18 protein-coding genes are annotated in these 17,735 nt (G+C 72.9%); 8 read left to right on the forward strand and 10 right to left on the reverse strand.

Going from position 1 to position 17,735, the window contains the following annotated elements:
- Positions 1-167 precede the first annotated feature (167 nt).
- The 3 genes from H2038_RS10765 to H2038_RS10775 all read left to right on the forward strand — a co-directional run bounded on the left by H2038_RS10765 (position 168) and on the right by H2038_RS10775 (position 4,614).
- Positions 168-2,201 carry an AsmA family protein gene (locus H2038_RS10765; RefSeq protein ID WP_292112834.1) on the forward strand — a complete coding sequence of 678 codons (2,034 nt, stop codon included), beginning with the start codon at positions 168-170 and terminating at the stop codon, positions 2,199-2,201.
- 65 nt (positions 2,202-2,266) lie between these two features.
- On the forward strand, positions 2,267-3,127 hold the full coding sequence (locus tag H2038_RS10770) for an alpha/beta hydrolase (protein ID WP_292112836.1): 861 nt from the start codon (positions 2,267-2,269) through the stop codon (positions 3,125-3,127).
- A gap of 41 nt (positions 3,128-3,168) precedes the next feature.
- Positions 3,169-4,614, forward strand: coding sequence for an AMP nucleosidase (locus H2038_RS10775; protein ID WP_292112838.1), 1,446 nt, complete (start codon positions 3,169-3,171; stop codon positions 4,612-4,614).
- A 7-nt stretch (positions 4,615-4,621) separates the two neighbouring features.
- Here the strand turns inward: H2038_RS10775 and H2038_RS10780 are convergent, their stop codons facing one another.
- Genes H2038_RS10780 through H2038_RS10805 form a run of 6 tightly spaced genes read right to left on the reverse strand, consistent with a single transcriptional unit; the run spans position 4,622 to position 9,766 of the window.
- Positions 4,622-5,191 carry a hypothetical protein gene (locus H2038_RS10780; RefSeq protein WP_292112840.1) on the reverse strand — a complete coding sequence of 190 codons (570 nt, stop codon included), beginning with the start codon at positions 5,189-5,191 and terminating at the stop codon, positions 4,622-4,624.
- Between the two features lie 7 nt (positions 5,192-5,198).
- Positions 5,199-5,660, reverse strand: coding sequence for a hypothetical protein (locus H2038_RS10785; RefSeq protein WP_292112841.1), 462 nt, complete (start codon positions 5,658-5,660; stop codon positions 5,199-5,201).
- Positions 5,661-5,686: 26 nt separating this feature from the next.
- Positions 5,687-6,436 carry a creatininase family protein gene (locus H2038_RS10790; RefSeq protein ID WP_292112843.1) on the reverse strand — a complete coding sequence of 250 codons (750 nt, stop codon included), beginning with the start codon at positions 6,434-6,436 and terminating at the stop codon, positions 5,687-5,689.
- Positions 6,437-6,495: 59 nt separating this feature from the next.
- Positions 6,496-7,089: a TetR/AcrR family transcriptional regulator gene (locus H2038_RS10795; protein WP_292112844.1), complete on the reverse strand. Its 594-nt coding sequence runs from the start codon at positions 7,087-7,089 to the stop codon at positions 6,496-6,498.
- The gene (locus tag H2038_RS10800) at positions 7,089-8,666 is read right to left on the reverse strand and encodes a DHA2 family efflux MFS transporter permease subunit (protein WP_292112846.1); all 1,578 of its coding nucleotides are present in this window, start codon (positions 8,664-8,666) and stop codon (positions 7,089-7,091) included. The genes H2038_RS10795 and H2038_RS10800 overlap by 1 nt, the downstream gene beginning before the upstream one ends.
- Entirely contained in the window at positions 8,663-9,766 is a 1,104-nt protein-coding gene (locus H2038_RS10805; protein WP_292112848.1) for an HlyD family secretion protein, read from the reverse strand. The genes H2038_RS10800 and H2038_RS10805 overlap by 4 nt, the downstream gene beginning before the upstream one ends.
- Before the next feature lie 112 nt (positions 9,767-9,878).
- Here H2038_RS10805 and H2038_RS10810 point away from each other — a divergent pair, with 112 nt between their 5' ends.
- Together H2038_RS10810 and nth are read left to right on the forward strand one after the other, a co-directional pair.
- On the forward strand, positions 9,879-11,156 hold the full coding sequence (locus H2038_RS10810) for an FAD-dependent oxidoreductase (RefSeq protein ID WP_292112850.1): 1,278 nt from the start codon (positions 9,879-9,881) through the stop codon (positions 11,154-11,156).
- Positions 11,153-11,893: an endonuclease III gene (nth, locus tag H2038_RS10815; protein WP_292112853.1), complete on the forward strand. Its 741-nt coding sequence runs from the start codon at positions 11,153-11,155 to the stop codon at positions 11,891-11,893. The genes H2038_RS10810 and nth overlap by 4 nt, the downstream gene beginning before the upstream one ends.
- On the opposite strand, the gene H2038_RS10820 is transcribed toward nth, so the two are convergent.
- The gene (locus tag H2038_RS10820) at positions 11,890-12,759 is read right to left on the reverse strand and encodes a transporter (protein ID WP_292112855.1); all 870 of its coding nucleotides are present in this window, start codon (positions 12,757-12,759) and stop codon (positions 11,890-11,892) included. The genes nth and H2038_RS10820 overlap by 4 nt on opposite strands.
- Positions 12,760-12,912: 153 nt before the next feature.
- Here H2038_RS10820 and H2038_RS10825 point away from each other — a divergent pair, with 153 nt between their 5' ends.
- On the forward strand, positions 12,913-13,953 hold the full coding sequence (locus H2038_RS10825; protein ID WP_292112857.1) for an adenosine kinase: 1,041 nt from the start codon (positions 12,913-12,915) through the stop codon (positions 13,951-13,953).
- Positions 13,954-14,088: 135 nt separating this feature from the next.
- On the opposite strand, the gene H2038_RS10830 is transcribed toward H2038_RS10825, so the two are convergent.
- The 3 genes from H2038_RS10830 to H2038_RS10840 are packed head-to-tail and all read right to left on the reverse strand — an operon-like array spanning position 14,089 to position 15,540.
- Positions 14,089-14,649 (reverse strand): Smr/MutS family protein, encoded by a 561-nt coding sequence (locus H2038_RS10830; RefSeq protein WP_292112858.1) that lies wholly within the window; start codon positions 14,647-14,649, stop codon positions 14,089-14,091.
- Positions 14,646-14,906 (reverse strand): helix-turn-helix transcriptional regulator, encoded by a 261-nt coding sequence (locus tag H2038_RS10835; RefSeq protein ID WP_292112859.1) that lies wholly within the window; start codon positions 14,904-14,906, stop codon positions 14,646-14,648. Before H2038_RS10835 ends, H2038_RS10830 begins: the two co-directional genes overlap by 4 nt.
- A 43-nt stretch (positions 14,907-14,949) precedes the next feature.
- Positions 14,950-15,540 carry a DUF2975 domain-containing protein gene (locus H2038_RS10840; protein ID WP_292112860.1) on the reverse strand — a complete coding sequence of 197 codons (591 nt, stop codon included), beginning with the start codon at positions 15,538-15,540 and terminating at the stop codon, positions 14,950-14,952.
- Positions 15,541-16,003: 463 nt separating this feature from the next.
- On the opposite strand from H2038_RS10840, the gene rdgB reads away from it, so the two are divergent.
- Together rdgB and hemW are read left to right on the forward strand one after the other, a co-directional pair.
- Entirely contained in the window at positions 16,004-16,609 is a 606-nt protein-coding gene (rdgB, locus tag H2038_RS10845; RefSeq protein WP_292112862.1) for an RdgB/HAM1 family non-canonical purine NTP pyrophosphatase, read from the forward strand.
- A gap of 165 nt (positions 16,610-16,774) precedes the next feature.
- The coding region (gene hemW, locus H2038_RS10850; protein ID WP_292112864.1) for a radical SAM family heme chaperone HemW at positions 16,775-17,735 on the forward strand (961 nt) is incomplete at its 3' end.

A 17,735-nucleotide genomic window follows, 5' to 3' on the forward strand; every position in this document is an offset into this window, starting at 1 on the left:
TCGATCAGAACCCGGACGAGAGAATGCGCCTTTGTCTCCGTTTGTAAAGATTTGACGACAGTTCAACGGCGGAAATTTTACAGCGATGGCGCACCGGCGCGCCTGAGCCTTTCGCCGCCCTTGCGCGTTCCCGAGGGCCGCCGGAGCTCAGCCGCTTGAAAAACCCGTTGCAGGACAATCGGAAATGGCTGGCGCTCCGCGAGCGGGCGCTGGTCCCCGCGGGGGCGCGGGCGGCGCGCTGGCGCGACTGGATGCTGGCCAACGATCCCGTGATCGCCGCCGTGCGCCGGCCCGGCCGCCCGGAGAAGGTGGCCGCCAGCGTCACCCTCGGGCTCGTCGCCGCGGTCCTGCTGTTCCTCGCCCTGTTCGACTGGAACCTGCTGCGCGGCCCGATCGGCCGCTGGGCCTCCGCCCGCTGGGATCGCCAGATCGAGCTGAACGGCGACCTCGACGTCCACCTGTTCAGCTGGACCCCCTCGGTGCAGGTCCGCGACCTGCGCATCGGCGGCCCCGACTGGGCGCGCGAGCGCGACACCCTGCGGGTCGGCGACCTGCAGGCCTCGGTCCGCCTGCGCCAGCTGTTCGCCGGACGGGTCGAGCTGCCGCGGGTCGCCATCGCCCGGCCCGAGGCGGTGCTGATCTCCACCGCGGACGGCCGCCGCAGCTGGGAGCTCGACCCGGACGCCCCCGACACCGGCGAGGGGCTGAAGCTGCCGCTGATCCAGCGGCTGATCATCCGCGACGGCCGCCTGTCCCTCGACGAGCAGGGGCGCGACATCCGGCTGGAAGCCACCGTCAACGCCCGGGAAGGGGCCGGCGGCGAGGCCGGCTTCCGGCTCGAGGGCCGCGGCACGATCAACGGCACGCCCCTGACTCTGGCGGTGCGCGGCGGGCCCTTCATCAACGTGCGCCGCGACCGGCCCTACGCCTTCCACGGCGAGATCGCCGGGGCGGGGACCCGCATCGTCGCCGACGGGGCGATCACCCGCCCCTTCGACCTCGGCCGCTTCACCGCGGACCTGAGCCTGCGCGGGCGCGACCTCGCCGACGTCTATCTGCTCACCGGCATCACCACCCCGAACACGCCGCCCTACCGGCTCTCCGGACGGCTCGTGCGCGAGGACGCCCGCTTCACCTTCGCCGACTTCTCCGGCCGGGTCGGCTCGTCCGACCTGTCCGGGGACCTGGTGGTCGACAAGGCCGGCGACCGGCGGCGGGTCGAGGCCGACCTCCGCTCCGACCTGCTGGACCTCGACGACCTCGCCGCCGTGCTCGGGGCCGAGCCGCGGGCGGCCGGCTCCGGCGACACCCGGGCCGCCTCCGGCCGGCCGGGGCGGCTGCTGCCCGACGCGCCGCTGAACGTAGGGCGCCTGCGGGTGATGGACGGCGAGCTGCGCTACCGGGCCGCCCGGGTGAAGCGGAACGCCCTCGAGGTCCGCCAGGTCGATATCGGCGCCGCGCTGGAGGCGGGGGTGCTGGACCTCGACCCGGTCGCCTTCACCTTCACCCGCGGCGAGCTGCGCGGCACGGCGAAGATCAACGCCACCCGCGACACGCCCTACAGCGCCGTCGACCTGCGGCTGCGCGGCTATCCGCTGGAGTCGATCATCCCCGCCCGCGGCGGCGCCCCGACCGTCACCGGCCGCGCCCTCGGCCGGGCGCAGCTCGAGGGGCCGGGCGCCTCGGTGCATGACTTCGCCGCCCGCTCGAAGGGCCGGCTCAGCCTCGTCGTGCCCCAGGGCCGGATGCGGGCCGCCTTCGCCGAACTGCTCGGCATCAACGCCACCGCCGGCCTGTTCCGGCTGCTGGGCGGCGACGAGTCGACCGCCGAGATCCGCTGCGCGGTCGCCAGCTTCGACGTCGCCGGCGGCACGGCCACGGCGAAGACCTTCGTCATCGACACCACCCCCGTTCTGGCCCGCGGCTCGGGAACCATCGACCTCGGCGCGGAGACGATGAACCTGCGCATCGACGGCGAGACCAAGCAGGCGCGGCTGGTCCGCCTGTGGTCGCCGATCACCGTCCAGGGCCCCCTGACCGGGCCGCAGGTCGGCGTCGACGGGGGTTCGGTGGCGGGTCAGGCCGGTCTCGGGGCCGCGCTCGGGGCCCTGATCAATCCGCTGGCGGCCCTGCTGCCCTTCGTCGACCCGGGCCTGGCCGAGGACGCCAACTGCGGCGCCCTGGTCTCCTCCGCCCGCTGAACCCTTGAGCCGCTGACGCCTTCCATGCGAGGCGTGGCCCGTCGCTGCGCTGACGAAGGACGCCCATGACCCGCAGAGGCCTGCTCGCTCCCCTGCTCGGCGCCGCCGCGGCCGCCTGTTCGCCGCTGGCCCTGCTCAACCGGCTCGGCCCGCGCGACCCCGGCGCCGGCCGGGTGGCCCAGGACCTCGCCTACGGACCGGACCCCCGCCAGCGCCTCGACCTGTGGGCTCCTGACGGCCCCCGGCCCGCCGACGGCTGGCCGGTGCTGGTCTTCTTCTACGGCGGCGGCTGGGACAGCGGCGAGAAGGACCTCTACGGCTGGGCCGCCCAGGCGCTGGCGGCCCGCGGCTTCGTGGTGGCCGCTCCCGACTACCGGCTGGTGCCCGAGGTCCGCTTCCCCGCCTTCGTCGAGGACGCGGCCGCCGCCACGGCCTTCGCCGTCGACGCCGTCCGGGCCCACGGCGGCGCGCCGGACCGGCTGGGCGTGATCGGCCACTCGGCCGGGGCCCATCTGGCGATGATGATCGCGCTGGACCGACGCTACATGCAGGCCGCCGGCGCGCCGGACGTGATCCGCGCCGCCGCCGGCCTCGCCGGCCCCTACGAATTCCTGCCGCTCGACGTCTCGGCCTCGATCAACGCCTTCGGCCGGGCGCCGGACCCCACCCTGACCCAGCCGGTGACCTTCGTCCGCCCGGACGCCCCGCCGCTGTGGCTGGGGCACGGGACCGCCGACCGGGTGGTCCACGCCGAGGACACGGTGATCCTGTGCGAACGGATGCGCGCGGTCGGCGGCCGCTGCGAGGCGAAGCTCTACCGGGACCTCACCCATGAGGACCTGATCGCCACCTTCTCGCCCCTGTTCCGCAAGCGGGCGCCGGTGCTGGAGGACGTCACCGGCTTCCTGCGCGCGGCGCTCGCCTGACAGCGTCTCGCCAAGGTCACGTTCCTTCGTTAAGGGAGGCCATGACAGATACGATGACAGCCCGGGCGGCGCTGGACCGCCTCGAAACCCTCTACACCCAGTCCGTGGCCAACCTGCGCGCGGCCGTGAAGACCTTCCTCGACACCGGCGAACGTCCGTCGGCCGAGGCCCGCGCCGCCGGCCTGTTCGCCTACCCCGAGCTGCGGGTCAGCTGGTTCGGCGACCGCCCCGGCCACCTCGCGACCCGCGCCTACGCCCGCCTGTCGCGGCCCGGCGTCTATGCGACCACGATCACCCGGCCGGATCTGTTCCGGCCCTATCTGACCGAGCAGCTGCGCCTGCTCGAGGCGGACTACGGCGCCAGCTTCGACGTGGGGCCGTCGGAGCAGGAGATCCCCTTCCCCTATGTGCTCGACGGTTCGGACGTCGCGCTGGACCCGTCCAACACCGCCGCCATCGCGCGCCACTTCCCGACCACCGACCTGGCCCACATCGGCGACGAGATCCCAGACGGCCTGTTCGACCCCGCCGAGGCCTTCCCGCTGGCCCAGTTCGACGGCCTGCGCACCGACTTCTCCCTCGCCCGCCTGCGCCACTACACCGGCACGCCGGTCGAGGACGTCCAGTCCTTCATCCTGTTCACCAACTACAACCGCTACGTCGACGAGTTCGTGCGCTGGGCGCTGGACCGGCTGCGCGACCCGGACAGCCCCTACGAAAGCCTGTCCACCCCCGGCGGAGTCGTGGTCACCCGCGACACCGCCGACCCGGAGGCGGCGATCGCCGAGTCGGCCTGGAAGAAGCACCAGATGCCGGCCTACCACCTGACCGCGCCGGGCTGGAACGGGATCAGCCTGGTGAACATCGGCGTCGGGCCGTCCAACGCCAAGACCATCTGCGACCACCTGGCGGTGACCCGGCCCCACGCCTGGCTGATGATCGGCCACTGCGGCGGCCTGCGCGACAGCCAGACGGTCGGCGACTATGTGCTGGCCCACGCCTATCTGCGCGACGACCATGTGCTGGACGCCGTGCTGCCGCCGGACATCCCGATCCCCTCGATCGCCGAGGTCCAGCGCGCCCTCTACGACGCCGCCAAGTCGGTCTCCGGCATGCCGGGCGAGGAGATCAAGCGCCGGCTGCGCACCGGCACGGTGGTCACCACCGACGACCGCAACTGGGAGCTGCGCTATTCCAAGTCGGCGCTGCGCTTCAACCAGAGCCGGGCCGTGGCCATCGACATGGAAAGCGCCACCATCGCCGCCCAGGGCTACCGCTTCCGCGTGCCCTACGGCACCCTGCTGTGCGTCTCCGACAAGCCGCTGCACGGCGAGATCAAGCTGCCGGGGCAGGCCCACCGCTTCTACGAGGGCTCGATCTCCGAGCACCTGCAGATCGGCATCCAGGCCGTCGGCCTGTTGCGGGCCGAGGGCGAGCGCCTGCACTCCCGCAAGCTGCGCGCCTTCGACGAGCCGCCGTTCCGGTAGGCGAGTCTCAGGGCGCGGCGGGCGCCGGCCAGACCATCGCCTCCGTGATCACCTCATGGCCCGACGGCGCCCGTGCGGCCCGGCGCGCCGGCGGTACGGTGGGGTTCGAGGGGTAGCTCGCGCCGTCGAAGGTCAGGATGGCCGTCCCCGGCTCGATCCCGCCGCCGGCGATCCGCACGGCCAGGTCCGGCAGGCCATTGGTGGTTGTGGGCAGCACCGTCACCGGCGGCTGCACCACCGTCAGCCTGCCCAGCGCCTCGACCCGGCCGCCCGCTGTCCGGTGGATCAGCAGGGTGCAGCCGCCGGAGCCGCAGTAGTCGCGGCCGGTCAGGTAGGTGAAGTGCAGCCGGAGTTCGCCGTCTCCCCAGGATGCGACGACCGGACGAAGCGCGTCGACGGGAGCGGCTTCGTGTTCGGAGATCCAGGCCGCGACCCGGTCCGCGTCGCTTTCAAGGCCAGCCGACGCCGGGACCGCCGCGTCCCTGCTCCCCGACCCTGACCCGGCGGCGCAGGCGCCGACGAGGGCTGCAAGGCAGAGCGTCAGGCCCCGGCGCATCAGCCGCGTTCCGCCCGCCATGGGGAGCCTATCTCCTCAGCCGCCGGGCGTTGGCCGTGGCGGCCGCGTGGATCGGCTGCAGGGCATCCGCCTGCAGCTTGAGCATGGCCGCGCCCAGCGCCCAGCTGTCGCGGAGCGTCCGGTTCCAGGCGTTGAGCGCCCACAGGCCCTGCGCCCCTGCCGCCTCGACGGGGGTGCGTGCCGCCGCCATGGCGTCCAGCGCCTTGCGGGCTGCGACGCCCTCGCGCTCGGCGGCCCGGCGGACGGTCTCCGCCGCCCGCAGCGCGCCGGAAACCCCGATCGCGGCCGAGGCGGTCAGCGCCTCGACCTTCTCCGAGCCCATCAGGGCCAGTTCCGCATAGTCGGCCTTCAGCGGGTCGCGCACCGCCTCGGCCATGATCTCGAGGCGTCGGGCGATGACGTCGCCGGAGGCTTCCATCAGCTCCTGGCTGGCGCGATGGGTGCGGGCGGCGTGACTGGCGTGTTTCATCGGCGGACCGTGCGCCCCGCCCCGCCCTACGGCAAGCGCTCGTTTGAGAACTCCGCCACATCCTTCAGCAGGGCCGGAACGGCGGCCTCGATGATCTGACGGCCCTTCTCCGGGCTGGCCTGCAGCGGGTCGGAGCCGATGCGGCCGTCGGGAAACCGCGCCCGGTAGTCCAGGGCGTCGCGGATCGGACCGACGGGGGCGATCTTCGGATCCAGCTCCGCCGTCTTCACCCGCTCCGGATAGGCGGCCTGGGTGACCGCGATCTCGGACGGGGTGGCGTGCATGCCGTGCCCGGTCGGGAACATGTTCGAGCAGAAGGCGTGCACCCCGGGCAGGTCCCACCAGTTGCGCAGCTTGAGGATGAACGGCGGCCGCTCCTCGACGAAGGACCACTCCGCATAGATCTCGGCGAAGGTCGCCTCGATGGTGGCGACGTTGCCGCCGTGGCCGTTGAGCAAATAGATCCGCTCGAAGCCGTGCCGCGAGAGCGACGACACCCAGTCGGTGATCGCGGCCATGAAGGTCGAGGGGCGCAGCGAGATGGTGCCGGCGAAGGCCAGGTGGTGCTGGGCCATGCCGATGTTGAAGGTCGGCGCCACGACCAGGCTCTCGTCCTGCGCCTCGGCCGCGTGGGCGATGATCTCGGGGCACAGCCAGTCGGTGCCGAGCAGGCCCGTCGGCCCGTGCTGCTCGTTGGAGCCGATCGGCACGACGACCGTCTTCGTGGTCTTCAGCCGCGCGTCGATCTCGGGCCAGGACGACAGGTGCATCAGCATGCGGGGACTCCGGAACACTTCGGCGCCGGTCTAGGCCGATTGCCGCGCCCCGCCAACCGTCAGGGGGCGAAGGCCCGCAGGAACCGCCGCGCCGCCTCGGCGGCCCGCGCCGCGCGGTCGAACGGCGGGTGCGGCACCGCCAGCAGGCTGCGCAGGTGGCCATGACCCAGCACCATGCCGGAGAACATCTCGGCCGCGGCGTCGGGGTCCGGGATGGCCAGGGCGCCGGAGCGGTCCTGCGCGGCCAGCCAGGCCGACAGCCGGCGCAGCCCCTCGGCGGGGCCGGCCTCGTAGATGGCCTGCGCCAGCTCCGGCGCCTCCGGGGACATCAGGGCGACGCCGCGCATCGAGCCGCCGCCCTCCGGCGCGCACAGCTTCTCCAGCAGGGTCGCGGCGACGGCGGTCAGGACCGTCTCCGGATCGCCGCCTCCGCGCAGCGGCGCGCTGACCGCGTCGGACCGGCGCGCGGCCAGGGCGCGGCCGATGTCCACCTTCGACGGGAAGCGGTTGTACAGCGTCTGGCGCGACACCCCGGCCCGCCGGGCGATCGCCTCCATCGAGGCGCGCGCCCCCTTCTCCTGGAACAGCGCCAGGGCCGCGTCGAGGATGGCCTCCGTCTTGCTCTCGTCGATCTGTCCGGGGCTGCGCGGCATCAGTGGGCGTCCGTCATCGGCGGCGCGGCGCGCACCGGCTTCGACAGCAGGGTGACGAAGGCCGCGAAGCCGCAGGCGATCGCCAGCATGGCGAAGGCGTCGCCGAAGGCCAGCGTCGTCGCCTGCCGCTCCAGCATGCCGTAGACCGCCTTCATCGCCGCCCCGGCCGGATCCATCGACCCGGCGAACCGCGCCTGCAGGCCCGTCAGCAGATCCTGCATGCCGACGTCGGAGGACGGGATGGCCTGGGTCAGCTCGTTCAGGTGCAGCGCCGTGTTGCGGGTCAGCGAGGTGTTGAGCAGGGCCAGGCCGAAGGCGCCGCCGACGTTGCGGCTCAGATTCACGAGGCCGGACGCGTTCTTGACCATGTGCGGCGGCAGGGTCGACATGGTCACCTGCTGGGCCGCGATCATGGCCAGCATGATCCCGGCCCCGCGCAGGGCCTGCACCCCGGCCAGCTCCCAGAAGCCCCATTCGGAGGTCAGGGCGTGGGCGTCCCACATGCCCCAGGCGCACAGCATGAAGCCGCCGAACATCAGCACGCGGGCGTCCAGCCGGCGCACCAGCCGCCCCGCGAAGGGGCCGGTGGCGAACATGGCCAGGCCCGAGACGACCATGGTGGTGCCCACCTCGGCCGCCGAATAGCCGCGCACCCGCGACAGGAACAGCGGCATCAGGAAGGTGCCGCCGAACAGCGCCGCCCCGACGGTGAAGGTCATCACCACCCCGACGAGGAAGTTGCGGTTGGTGAAGGCGCGCAGCTCGACGATCGGATTGCGGTAGCTCAGCGCCCGCCACACGAAGGCGGGCCCTGTCACGGCAGCGGTGACCGCCAGCAGCAGGATCAGGTCGTCGGCGAACCAGTCGTTCTTCGCCCCTTCCTCCAGCACGAACTGCAGGCTCATCAGGAACACCGCCATCAGGCCCAGGCCCCACCAGTCGAAGCCGCGCGCCAGCGACGGATCGCCCTTGTCGAAGTTGGCGTAGCGGGCGACGAGGAACAGCACCGCCAGCCCGGGCGGCACGTTGATGAAGAACAGCCAGCGCCAGTCCAGCCACTCGGTCAGGTGGCCGCCCAGGGTGGGGCCGATGGTCGGGGCCAGGGTGACGATCAGGCCCATGACCACGCTGGCGGTGACCCGCTTCTCGGGCGGGAAGGCGGTGAAGGCCACCGCGAAGACGGTCGGGATCATCGCCCCGCCGACGAAGCCCTGCAGGGCGCGGAACACGATCATCGCCTCGATCGACGACGACAGGCCGGTGGCCACGCTCATCAGCATGAAGCCGGCGCAGGACACGAGGAAGACGTTGCGGGTCCCCCACAGCCGCGACAGGTATCCCGACAGCGGGATCATCACGACCTCGGGGATCAGGTAGGCGGTCTGGATCCAGCTGATCTCGTCGGCCGAGGCGCCCACCCCCGCCTGGATCTGCGGCAGGGACGAGGCCACGATCTGGATGTCGAGGATGGCCATGAACTGGCCGATGACCATGCCGGCGAAGCCGAGCAGCAGGGCCGTCCAGTTGATCTCCGGCCGGTCGCCGGCCGCGGCGACCGCGGGAGCGGCGGCGGTCACCGGGCCGCGCCCGGGCCCAGGTCCGCCGTGCGCACCGGCGCGACCGCCGCCTCGGCGAAGCTCGGACCGCCGCGGCTCTTCAGGTCGACCTTGACCTCGACCGACAGGCCGGGCCGCAGGGCGGCGGCGTCCGCGCCCTCGATGCGGATCCGCACCGGCACCCGCTGGGTGATCTTGGTGAAGTTGCCGGTGGCGTTCTCGATCGGGATCAGGGCGAACTCCGAACCGGTGGCCGGAGCGAAGCTGTCGATCCGGCCGGACAGGGTCCGTCCGGGGAAGGCGTCGGCCTCGATCTCGACCGCCTGGCCGAGGCGCAGCCGGTCCAGCTGGGTCTCCTTGAAGTTGGCCACCACATAGGCGTCGCCCAGCGGCACGATCGACAGCACCGCCCCGCCGGGCCGCACGTACTGGCCGACGCGCACGCCGCGGGCGCCGACCACGCCGGCCACCGGCGCGCGGATCACCGTCCGGTCCAGCCGGATGCGGGCGCGTTCGACCGCCGCCCGGGCCTGTTCCACGGAGGCCAGCGACTGGCTGCGGGTCGAGCCCAGCACCCCGGCGGCGCGCTGCTCGGCGGCCAGCGCCGCCTGCGCCTCGGCCACCGAGGCGCGGGCGGTCCGCACCCCGGCCCGCTCGGTCTCGATGCGCTGCTCGGACACCCAGCCCTGGGCGGCCAGGCGGCCGTAGCGATCCACCTGTTGCGCCGCCAGCTCGGCCTGCGCCTCGGCCTGGCTCACCGCCGCCGCGCGGGCGGCGATCAGCGCCTGCTCCTGGGCGGCCCGGGCGTCGACGTTGCGCACCCCGGCCTCCAGCGCCGCCAGATTGGCCTCCGCCTCGGCCAGCTCCGCCCGGGCGTCGGCGTCGTCCAGCCGCAGCAGCACCTGCCCCGCCTCGACCCGCTGGTTGTCGCCGACCAGCACCTCGACGACATAGCCCTCGATCTGCGGGCTGACCTCGGTGGTGTCGGCCTGGACGAAGGCGTTGTCGGTCGCCTCCCAGCGCTGCTTGCCCTGCCACCAGACGAAACCGCCGACCAGCAGGGCGAGGCCGACCACGGCGGCGACGATCAGGGGCAGGCGCTTCTTGAGGACGGGGTTCATCGGCGAACTCGGATCGGGGAGGGGCGGGCCGCTAAAATGGACAGTTGCGTCCATAAATCAACCGGCTTGCGCGCGCCCGGCGACACGTCATGTTTCAGCGCGTTAGCGACCCATGACCGACAGCCTCCCCGCCGCCCTCGACATCGCCGTCATCGGCGCCGGCCCCGCCGGCCTCGCCGCCGCCCGCGCCCTGCGCGGCCGCGGCCTCGCCGTGGCCGTGCTCGAGGCCCGCGACCGCGTCGGCGGCCGCGCCTTCACCCTGCAAGCGGCGGGCTTCGCGCTCGACATGGGCTGCGGCTGGCTGCACTCGGCGGACGAGAACCCGCTCGCCGCCCTCGTCGAACCGCAGGGCCTGACCCTCGACCGCACCCCGCCGCCCTGGGAGCGCCAGGCCTTCGACCACGAGATGACCCCGGCCGAGCAGGCGGAGTTCCGGGCGGCTTTCGCGGCCTTCGAGGCGCGGCTGGAACAGGCCGCCGCCCGCGGCGAGGAGGGACCGGCCTCGGCCCTGTTCGAGCCCGGCTGCCGCTGGAACCCGCGCATGGACGCCATCTCCGGCGCGCTGAACGGCGCCCGGTTCGCCGAGGTGTCGATCCGCGACTACGCCGCCTACCGCGACACGGACGTGAACTGGCGGGTGGTCGAGGGCTACGGGACGCTGGTCGCCCGGCTGGGCTCCGGCATGGACATCCACACCGGCTGTCCGGTGACCCGCATCAATCGCTCGGGGCCCGCACTGCGGCTGGACACCCCCCGCGGCGTCATCGAGACGCGCACCGCGATCGTCACCGCGCCCACCGACCTGATCGCCGCCGGCGCCCTGCGCTTCGACCCGCCGTCGCCGGATCTTGTGGAGGCCGCCGCCGACCTGCCGCTGGGCCTCGCCTCCAAGCTGCATCTGGCGGTGACCGGCGCGGAAGACTTCCCGCCCGACAGCCAGCTGTGGGGGCGAAACGACACCGCGGAGACCGGCGGCTATCACCTGCGCCCCTTCGGCCGGCCGATGATCGAGGCCTGGTTCAGCGCCGACCTCGCCCGCGCCCTGGAGGCCGAGGGCGAAGCCGCCTTCGCCGCCTTCGCCGCCGACGAGCTGGCCGACCTGCTCGGCTCGAACATGCGCCGGCGCCTCGAGCCGGTCGCCGTCTCGATGTGGGGGTCGGATCCGTGGGCGCGCGGCGCCTATTCCCACGCCCGCCCCGGCGCCGCCGACGCCCGCGCCCGCCTCGCCCGGCCCGTGGAGAACCGCCTGTTCCTCGCCGGCGAGGCGACCTCGCCCGACTTCTACGGCACGGCCCACGGCGCCTGGCTGGAGGGCGAGCGCGCGGCCGGGCAGGCGCTGGCGGCGCTCGGCCTTGACCCGTCGCCGGGGCCCGGCGACGAGGAGGGATGAGACCGCCCAAGGCCCGCGCGAGATCCGTCGCCCCGAAACGCCCCGCCGTCCTCACCGGCCCCATGGTCCCGGTGCTGCGCTGGCCGCCGGACGAGGACCGGGTGGAGGCGATCTTCGCCCGCCTGTCCGGCGTCATGCCGGACCCGAAGACGGAGCTGACCTACACCAACCCCTTCACCTTCGTGGTCGCCGTCGCTCTCTCGGCCCAGGCCACCGACGTCGCGGTCAACAAGGCCACCGCCCGGCTGTTCGCGGTCGCCGACACGCCGGAGAAGATGCTGGCCCTCGGCGAGGCGGGGCTGATCCCCTTCATCTCCTCGATCGGCCTGTACCGGAACAAGGCGAGGAACGTCATCGCGCTGAGCCGCCTCGTGCTGGAGCAGTACGGCGGCGAGGTCCCGCTGACGCGCGAGGCGCTGCAGGCCCTGCCGGGCGTGGGCCGCAAGACCGCCAGCGTGGTGCTCAACGAGCTCGGCGTGGAGCCGGCGATCGCGGTGGACACCCATGTGTTCCGCGTCTCCCACCGCCTCGGCCTCGCCAACGCCGCCACGCCCGACAAGGTCGAGGCCCAGCTGCACGAGGTCGTGCCGGACGCCTGGCTGCCCAAGGCCCACCACTGGCTGATCCTGCATGGCCGCTACGTGTGCACGGCGCGCAAGCCGAAGTGCAGCGCCTGCGTGATCGCCGACCTCTGCCCCTCGCGGGCCGGATTGCAGGCGCTGGGAGAGGCGGCCTAGAGGCGCGCCTTCACCGCCGCCGCGAACCGCGCCCCGCCCTCCGGCGCCGCGCCGAGGTAGAAGTCCGGCTCGATCAGCTCCGCCTCCATCAGCCGCCAGCCGCCGTCGGGCCCCTGCGCCATGTCGATGCGCGCGTAGAGCAGGTCCTCGTCGATGGCGGCGAGGGTGCGTTCGGCCAGCTCCAGCGCCCCCGCCGGCGGCTCCGGCAGGGCGACGTAGCGGCCGCCGAACTGGGTCTGGATGCGGAAGTCGCCCTGCACCGGCCGCTTGTTCACGACGTGGCTGAGCGCGCCGCCGAAGAACAGCAGGCTGGTCTCGCCCTCGCTCTCGATCGACGGCAGGTAGGGCTGGATCATGGCCGACCCCTCCGGCGCGTCGGCCAGGCGGTCGCCGCGCGACAGGCGCAGGGTCTTCCACGCCCCGCCGGACACGCGCGGCTTGACGATCAGGGTGTCGGTCCCCAGCCGGTCGAAGGCGGCGTCGACGTCGGCCTGGCTGACCCCGTCGGCCCAGATCGTCTCCGGGACGGCCACGCCCCGGTCGGCGAGGCGGCCGAGGTAGGACTTGTCCGAATTCCACGCCAGCACGGCCGGCGGATTCAGCATCCGCACGCCCGCCGCCTCCCAGGTCCGGCAGGCCTGCAGCCAGCGATCGTGGTCGCGGTGATAGCCCCAGGCGATCACCGGCAGCACCAGCGGGACGTCCGCCAGTCCCGCGGCGTCGATCGCATGATCGGTCCACGGCGTCGGCCGCGCCGTGATCCCGGCCCCGGCCAGCGCCGCCGCCAGCCGCTCCAGCACGCCGGGCCACTGGCCGGCGAAGGACAGGTCGGCGGGATCGGGGGTGAGGACGGCGATCTGGGTCATGGCAGGGTGATAGCCGCGCCCGATACCCGGTGAAAAGCGCTGGTGAGCAAGAGGTGAGCCGAATGCCCACGCGAGCCTGCCCGCCCCCTGCTCAGCAGCCCGATTCACCGACAGCCCCTCGCCAATCGGGGGCGCGCCCGCTAAGGGCGCGCCATGACCCAGCCCGCTCCGCCCGCCGCCTTCGACGTCTGCGCCGTCGGCAACGCCATCGTCGACGTCCTCGCCCCATGCGAACCCGCCTTCCTCGAGGCCCAGGGGCTGACCCCCGGCTCGATGCAGCTGGTCGACGCCGACCGCAGCGCCGCCCTCTACGCCGCCATGGCGGCGGGGGTCGAGGCCTCGGGCGGTTCGGCCGGCAACACCGTCGCCGGCGTCGGCAGCTTCGGCGGCCGCGCCGCCTACATCGGCAAGGTGGCCGACGACCAGCTGGGCGGGGTCTTCACCCACGACATCCACGCCGTCGGCGTCCACTTCGCCACCCCGCCGCTGCACGACGGCGCCGCCTCGGGCCACGCCACCGGCGTGTGCATGATCAACGTCACCCCCGACGGCCAGCGCACCATGTGCACCTTCCTCGGCGCCGCCAACCAGCTGACCGTCGCCGACATCGACGCCGACCTGATCGGGGCCTCGGAGATCGTCTATCTGGAGGGCTACCTGTTCGACCCGGCGCCGGCCCGGGCCGCCTTCGAGGCCGCCGCCGCCGCCGCCCACGCCGCCGGCCGCAAGGTGGCCATCACCCTTTCCGACAGCTTCGTCGTCCACCGCTGGCGCGCCGAGCTGCTGGCCTTCATCGAGGCCTCGGCCGACATCGTCCTCGCCAACGAGGCCGAGCTGGCGGCCCTGTTCGAGACCGAGGACTTCGACCACGCCGCCGCCCACCTCGGCCGCATCGTCGAGACCGCCGCCGTGACCCGGGGCGCCGCCGGCTCGGTGGTGTTCGGACGCGGCGGACAGGAGCGCGTCGAGGTCGCCGCCTGCCCGGTCGACAAGGTCGTCGACACCACCGGCGCCGGCGACCAGTACGCCGCCGGCTTCCTGCTCGGCCTCGCCCGCGGTCTGCCGCTGGCGGACGCCGGCCGGCTCGGATCACTGGCGGCGGCGGAGGTCATCGCCCACTGGGGTCCGCGCCCGATGACGTCGCTGGAGACGCTGGCGCAGGACGCGGGGCTTCCGCTCGGCCTTGAGGGGTGAAGAGTGAGGGGTGAAGAGTGAGTAGTGAGTAGTAAGTTGTGGGGAATGAGCGGTGGCTTCGCCGACCCTCCCCACCCTGATCACTACTCACTACTCACTATTCACTATTCACTATTCACTATTCACTATTCACGACTAGCTACCCCGCCGGATCGTCACATACAGCGCCCCGTCGCCGCCGTGGTGGCGGGCGGCCGGGGCGAAGCCCGACACCACCCCGCGCAGCGCCGGGGCCTGCAGCCACTCGTGGACCGAGGCGCGGATCACGCCCGAGCCGCCGCGGCGGCCCTGACCGGTGATCACCAGCACCGAGCGATAGCCCCGCGCCTGGGCCCCCAGCAGGAAGGCGGTCAGCGCGTCCTGGGCCTGGAAGCGGCCGTAGCCGTGCAGGTCGATGCGGGCCTCGATCGGATCGCGCTCGCGCGACAGCCGCCGCTGGCGGCGGGGCTCCAGTTCCTCGGGATGGCCGCGCTGGCGGTGGAGCGTCGGCTTCTCCGCCGCGGGCGTCGCTGCGGTTGGGGGCGACCGGGGCGCCGTCTTCGGCGGCGGCGAACCGGTCCGCGGGACCGGCGGGGCCTCTCCCGAGGCGGCGGCGACGATTCTGGCGGCCTTCCTCGGCTTCGCGGGCGTGACCGTGCCGGTCACCCGGGCCCAGATGCGGCGATCCTCCGGCGTGAGGTCGTCGCTCCGGCTCATTTCGAGCCCGGGTCGGTCCCGTCGGGATCCTCGTCGGAGCCGGCGTCCTGCGGCCCCGGCGTCCACGCCAGCAGATCGCCGGGCTGGCAGTTCAGCTCCCGGCACAGGGCGTCGAGGGTGGTGAAGCGGATCGCCCGCGCCTTGCCCGTCTTCAGGATCGACAGGTTGGCCAGGGTCACGCCGACGCGGTCCGCCAGCTCGGTCAGCGACATGCGGCGTTCGAGGAGGATGCGGTCGAGCTGGACGCGGATGGCCATGGCAGGGGTCTCTATACCGGGGCGCGGAGGGTCGGAAGGCCGTTCAGATGGTCAGCTCGGCCTCGCGGCGCAGCCGGGCGCCCTCGCGGAACACCTGGGCGAGCACGAAGACCACGAGGACCGAAAAGGCGGGGGTGACCAGATCGAACGGGCTGGGCGGCTCCAGCGCCCCACGGACCAGCCGGGACACCAGCGTCTGACCGATCCAGGCGCCGCCGGTGACGGTGGCCAGCACGAGGCCGATCTGGCGCAGCCGCTGGACGTTGTCGGGGTGGAAGGGGTCGCCGATCCTGAGGGTGTGCACCATGGCCCGCAGGTTGCGCAGGATGAAGGCGAAGCCGCCGAGGTAGCCGATGATGGCGCCGAGGCCGAACAGGATGTAGGCGCGCGGGACCGGAACGCTGGTGCCGCCGTCCTCGGCGGTCACCGTCACGCCCAGCGGTCCCAGCGGCACGAAGGCGGCGAACACGAGGGCGATGAAGAAGGCGCAGGCGGCGAGGGCGAGGGCCCAGAAGGCGGCTCCGAGAGCGACGCCCAGCAGGCGGCTCATCGGCCCGGGCCCGAGGCCCGGCAGGGCGGGGGCGCGCAGGGCGGTCAGCCGGATCCCGAAAGACGCTGGTTTCGGGAGTCGCATGGGCGGTCGGCCTCTCAGCAGGCCGGAAGTCAGGGCGCGATCGCCGCGCAGGGTCCGGCGAACCCTCGCGCGGCTTCATTCATCGCGTGTGTCATGCAGATCGTCAAAGCTCCGGCGATCGACAGGGTGAAGATCACAGGAACTGCACGATCGTCGCGACCAGGGCGGTCGGCATGGCGGCCAGCAGGAAGGCGTTCAGCACGCCGTGGCCGACCTTTTCGATGAAGTAGGAAGCGTTCATGGTGTCCATCGTCGTTCTCCGTCAGTCCTGAGAGGGGCGGGTTTTGCCCTGTTTGTCCGTTACCGCTGCAAGGATCGTCCGGCTTTGCCTTGGATCAAGGAACGGTGCGGCCTCCGTCCTTGCGATAAGAGATAGACCCTGCCCCGCCGAAAATCACGTTACATATCGTTTAACGATATTAAACTTGTGCAATGAAACGTAACAGCGCCGCCTGAGGTCAGAATGTTGAAACTTGTCAAAGGGATGCGGCTCGTGGCCGCGACCCACAATCCCGGCAAGGCGCGGGAGATCGAGGCTCTGCTGCACGGACATTACGCGGTGGTCACCGCCGGCAGCCTGAACCTGCCCGAGCCGGACGAGACGGAGAGCACCTTCACCGGCAACGCCCTGCTCAAGGCGCGCCATGCCGCGGACCGCTCGGGCGAGGTGGCGCTCGCCGACGACTCCGGCCTGTCGGTGGCCGCGCTGGACGGCGCCCCGGGCGTCTTTTCCGCCCGCTGGGCCGGTCCGGACAAGGATTTCGCCCACGCCATGCGGCGGGTCGAGGAACGGCTGGAGGAGACCGGCTCGGACGATCGCCGCGCCTGGTTCACCTCGGCCCTGGCGGTGGCCTGGCCCGACGGTCCGGCGGTGGTGGTCGAGGGTCGGGTCGACGGGACCCTGACCTTCCCGCCGCGCGGCGACCGCGGCTTCGGCTACGACCCGATCTTCATTCCCGACGGCTACCGCGAGACCTTCGGCGAGATGGATCCGGTCCTGAAGGATTCGATCAGCCACCGGGCGAGGGCCTTCGCCCGGCTGAAGGCGGCGCTGATGGACGAGGGATGAGGGAAGAGGGATTAGGGATTAGGGACTGGGGATTGGGGATCGGGAGCCTGCTCCCCGGACAGCTCTTCCGGCGATCTGTGGTCGCCCCTGCCTCATCCCTCATCCCTCATCCCTCATCCCTCTTCCCAATCCCCAGTCCCCAATCCCTAATCCCCAATCTCGCCCTTGACCCCCGCACCGGCCGCCGACCTCGCCCTGTACGTCCACTGGCCGTACTGCAGCCGCATCTGCCCCTACTGCGACTTCAACGTGGTGCGCGACCGCGGGCGGGCGGAGGAGCAGGCCGCGCTGCTCGGGGCCATCCTGGACGACCTGCAGGCCCAGGCGGCGCTGACGGGGCCGCGGCGGCTGGCCTCGATCTTCTTCGGCGGCGGCACCCCCTCGCTGATGGACCCCGCCGCGGTCGCGGCGGTGATCGACCGCGCCCGGACGTTGTTCCCGCCCGCGGGAGACATCGAGATCAGCCTCGAGGCCAATCCGACCGACGCCGAGGCGGGCCGCTTCGCCGCCCTCGCGGCGGCCGGGGTCAACCGTCTGTCCATGGGGGTGCAGGCGCTGGACGACGCCGCCCTCGCCCGGCTCGGGCGCAACCATTCCGCCGACGAGGCCCGGCGCGCGGTCGCCGTCGCCGCGCGGGCCTTCCCGCGCCTGTCCATCGACCTGATCTACGCCCGCCCCGGCCAGACGGCGGCGGCCTGGACCGCCGAGCTGCGCGAGGCGCTGGACCTCGGCTTCGAGCACGTCTCGCCCTACCAGCTGACCATCGAGCCGGAGACCGCCTTCGGCCGCGCCCTGCGTCGGGGAACCCTGATCCCGCCCGACGAGGACCTCGCCGCCGCCCTCTACGAGACCACCGGGCGCGTGCTCGAGGCCGCGGGGTTCGAGGCCTACGAGGTGTCGAACCACGCCCGCGGCGTCGCCGCCCGTTCGTCCCACAACCTGCACGTCTGGCGCGGCGGCGACTATCTGGGCGTCGGCCCGGGCGCGCACGGGCGGCTGACGCTGGCCGGCGCGCGGACCGCCACCGTCGCGCATCGCCGCATCGGCGACTACGCCGCCGGCGTCGCCGCCGGAACGCCGTGGAGCGAGCGGACCGCCCTGTCGCCCGCCGAGGCCCGGCAGGGAC

It is taken from the genome of Brevundimonas sp. (assembly GCF_013912005.1).
Taxonomy (GTDB): Bacteria; Pseudomonadota; Alphaproteobacteria; order Caulobacterales; family Caulobacteraceae; genus Brevundimonas.

What these genes read in the sequence shown, in the direction of transcription:
- H2038_RS10770 (WP_292112836.1), top strand. Translation starts at nt 2,267, where the DNA reads ATGACCCGCAGAGGCCTGCTCGCTCCCCTGCTCGGCGCCGCCGCGGCC.
- H2038_RS10775 (WP_292112838.1), top strand. Translation starts at nt 3,169, where the DNA reads ATGACAGATACGATGACAGCCCGGGCGGCGCTGGACCGCCTCGAAACC.
- H2038_RS10780 (WP_292112840.1), bottom strand. Translation starts at nt 5,191, where the DNA reads ATGGCGGGCGGAACGCGGCTGATGCGCCGGGGCCTGACGCTCTGCCTT.
- H2038_RS10785 (WP_292112841.1), bottom strand. Translation starts at nt 5,660, where the DNA reads ATGAAACACGCCAGTCACGCCGCCCGCACCCATCGCGCCAGCCAGGAG.
- H2038_RS10790 (WP_292112843.1), bottom strand. Translation starts at nt 6,436, where the DNA reads ATGCTGATGCACCTGTCGTCCTGGCCCGAGATCGACGCGCGGCTGAAG.
- H2038_RS10795 (WP_292112844.1), bottom strand. Translation starts at nt 7,089, where the DNA reads ATGCCGCGCAGCCCCGGACAGATCGACGAGAGCAAGACGGAGGCCATC.
- H2038_RS10805 (WP_292112848.1), bottom strand. Translation starts at nt 9,766, where the DNA reads ATGAACCCCGTCCTCAAGAAGCGCCTGCCCCTGATCGTCGCCGCCGTG.
- H2038_RS10810 (WP_292112850.1), top strand. Translation starts at nt 9,879, where the DNA reads ATGACCGACAGCCTCCCCGCCGCCCTCGACATCGCCGTCATCGGCGCC.
- nth (WP_292112853.1), top strand. Translation starts at nt 11,153, where the DNA reads ATGAGACCGCCCAAGGCCCGCGCGAGATCCGTCGCCCCGAAACGCCCC.
- H2038_RS10820 (WP_292112855.1), bottom strand. Translation starts at nt 12,759, where the DNA reads ATGACCCAGATCGCCGTCCTCACCCCCGATCCCGCCGACCTGTCCTTC.
- H2038_RS10825 (WP_292112857.1), top strand. Translation starts at nt 12,913, where the DNA reads ATGACCCAGCCCGCTCCGCCCGCCGCCTTCGACGTCTGCGCCGTCGGC.
- H2038_RS10830 (WP_292112858.1), bottom strand. Translation starts at nt 14,649, where the DNA reads ATGAGCCGGAGCGACGACCTCACGCCGGAGGATCGCCGCATCTGGGCC.
- H2038_RS10835 (WP_292112859.1), bottom strand. Translation starts at nt 14,906, where the DNA reads ATGGCCATCCGCGTCCAGCTCGACCGCATCCTCCTCGAACGCCGCATG.
- H2038_RS10840 (WP_292112860.1), bottom strand. Translation starts at nt 15,540, where the DNA reads ATGCGACTCCCGAAACCAGCGTCTTTCGGGATCCGGCTGACCGCCCTG.
- rdgB (WP_292112862.1), top strand. Translation starts at nt 16,004, where the DNA reads ATGTTGAAACTTGTCAAAGGGATGCGGCTCGTGGCCGCGACCCACAAT.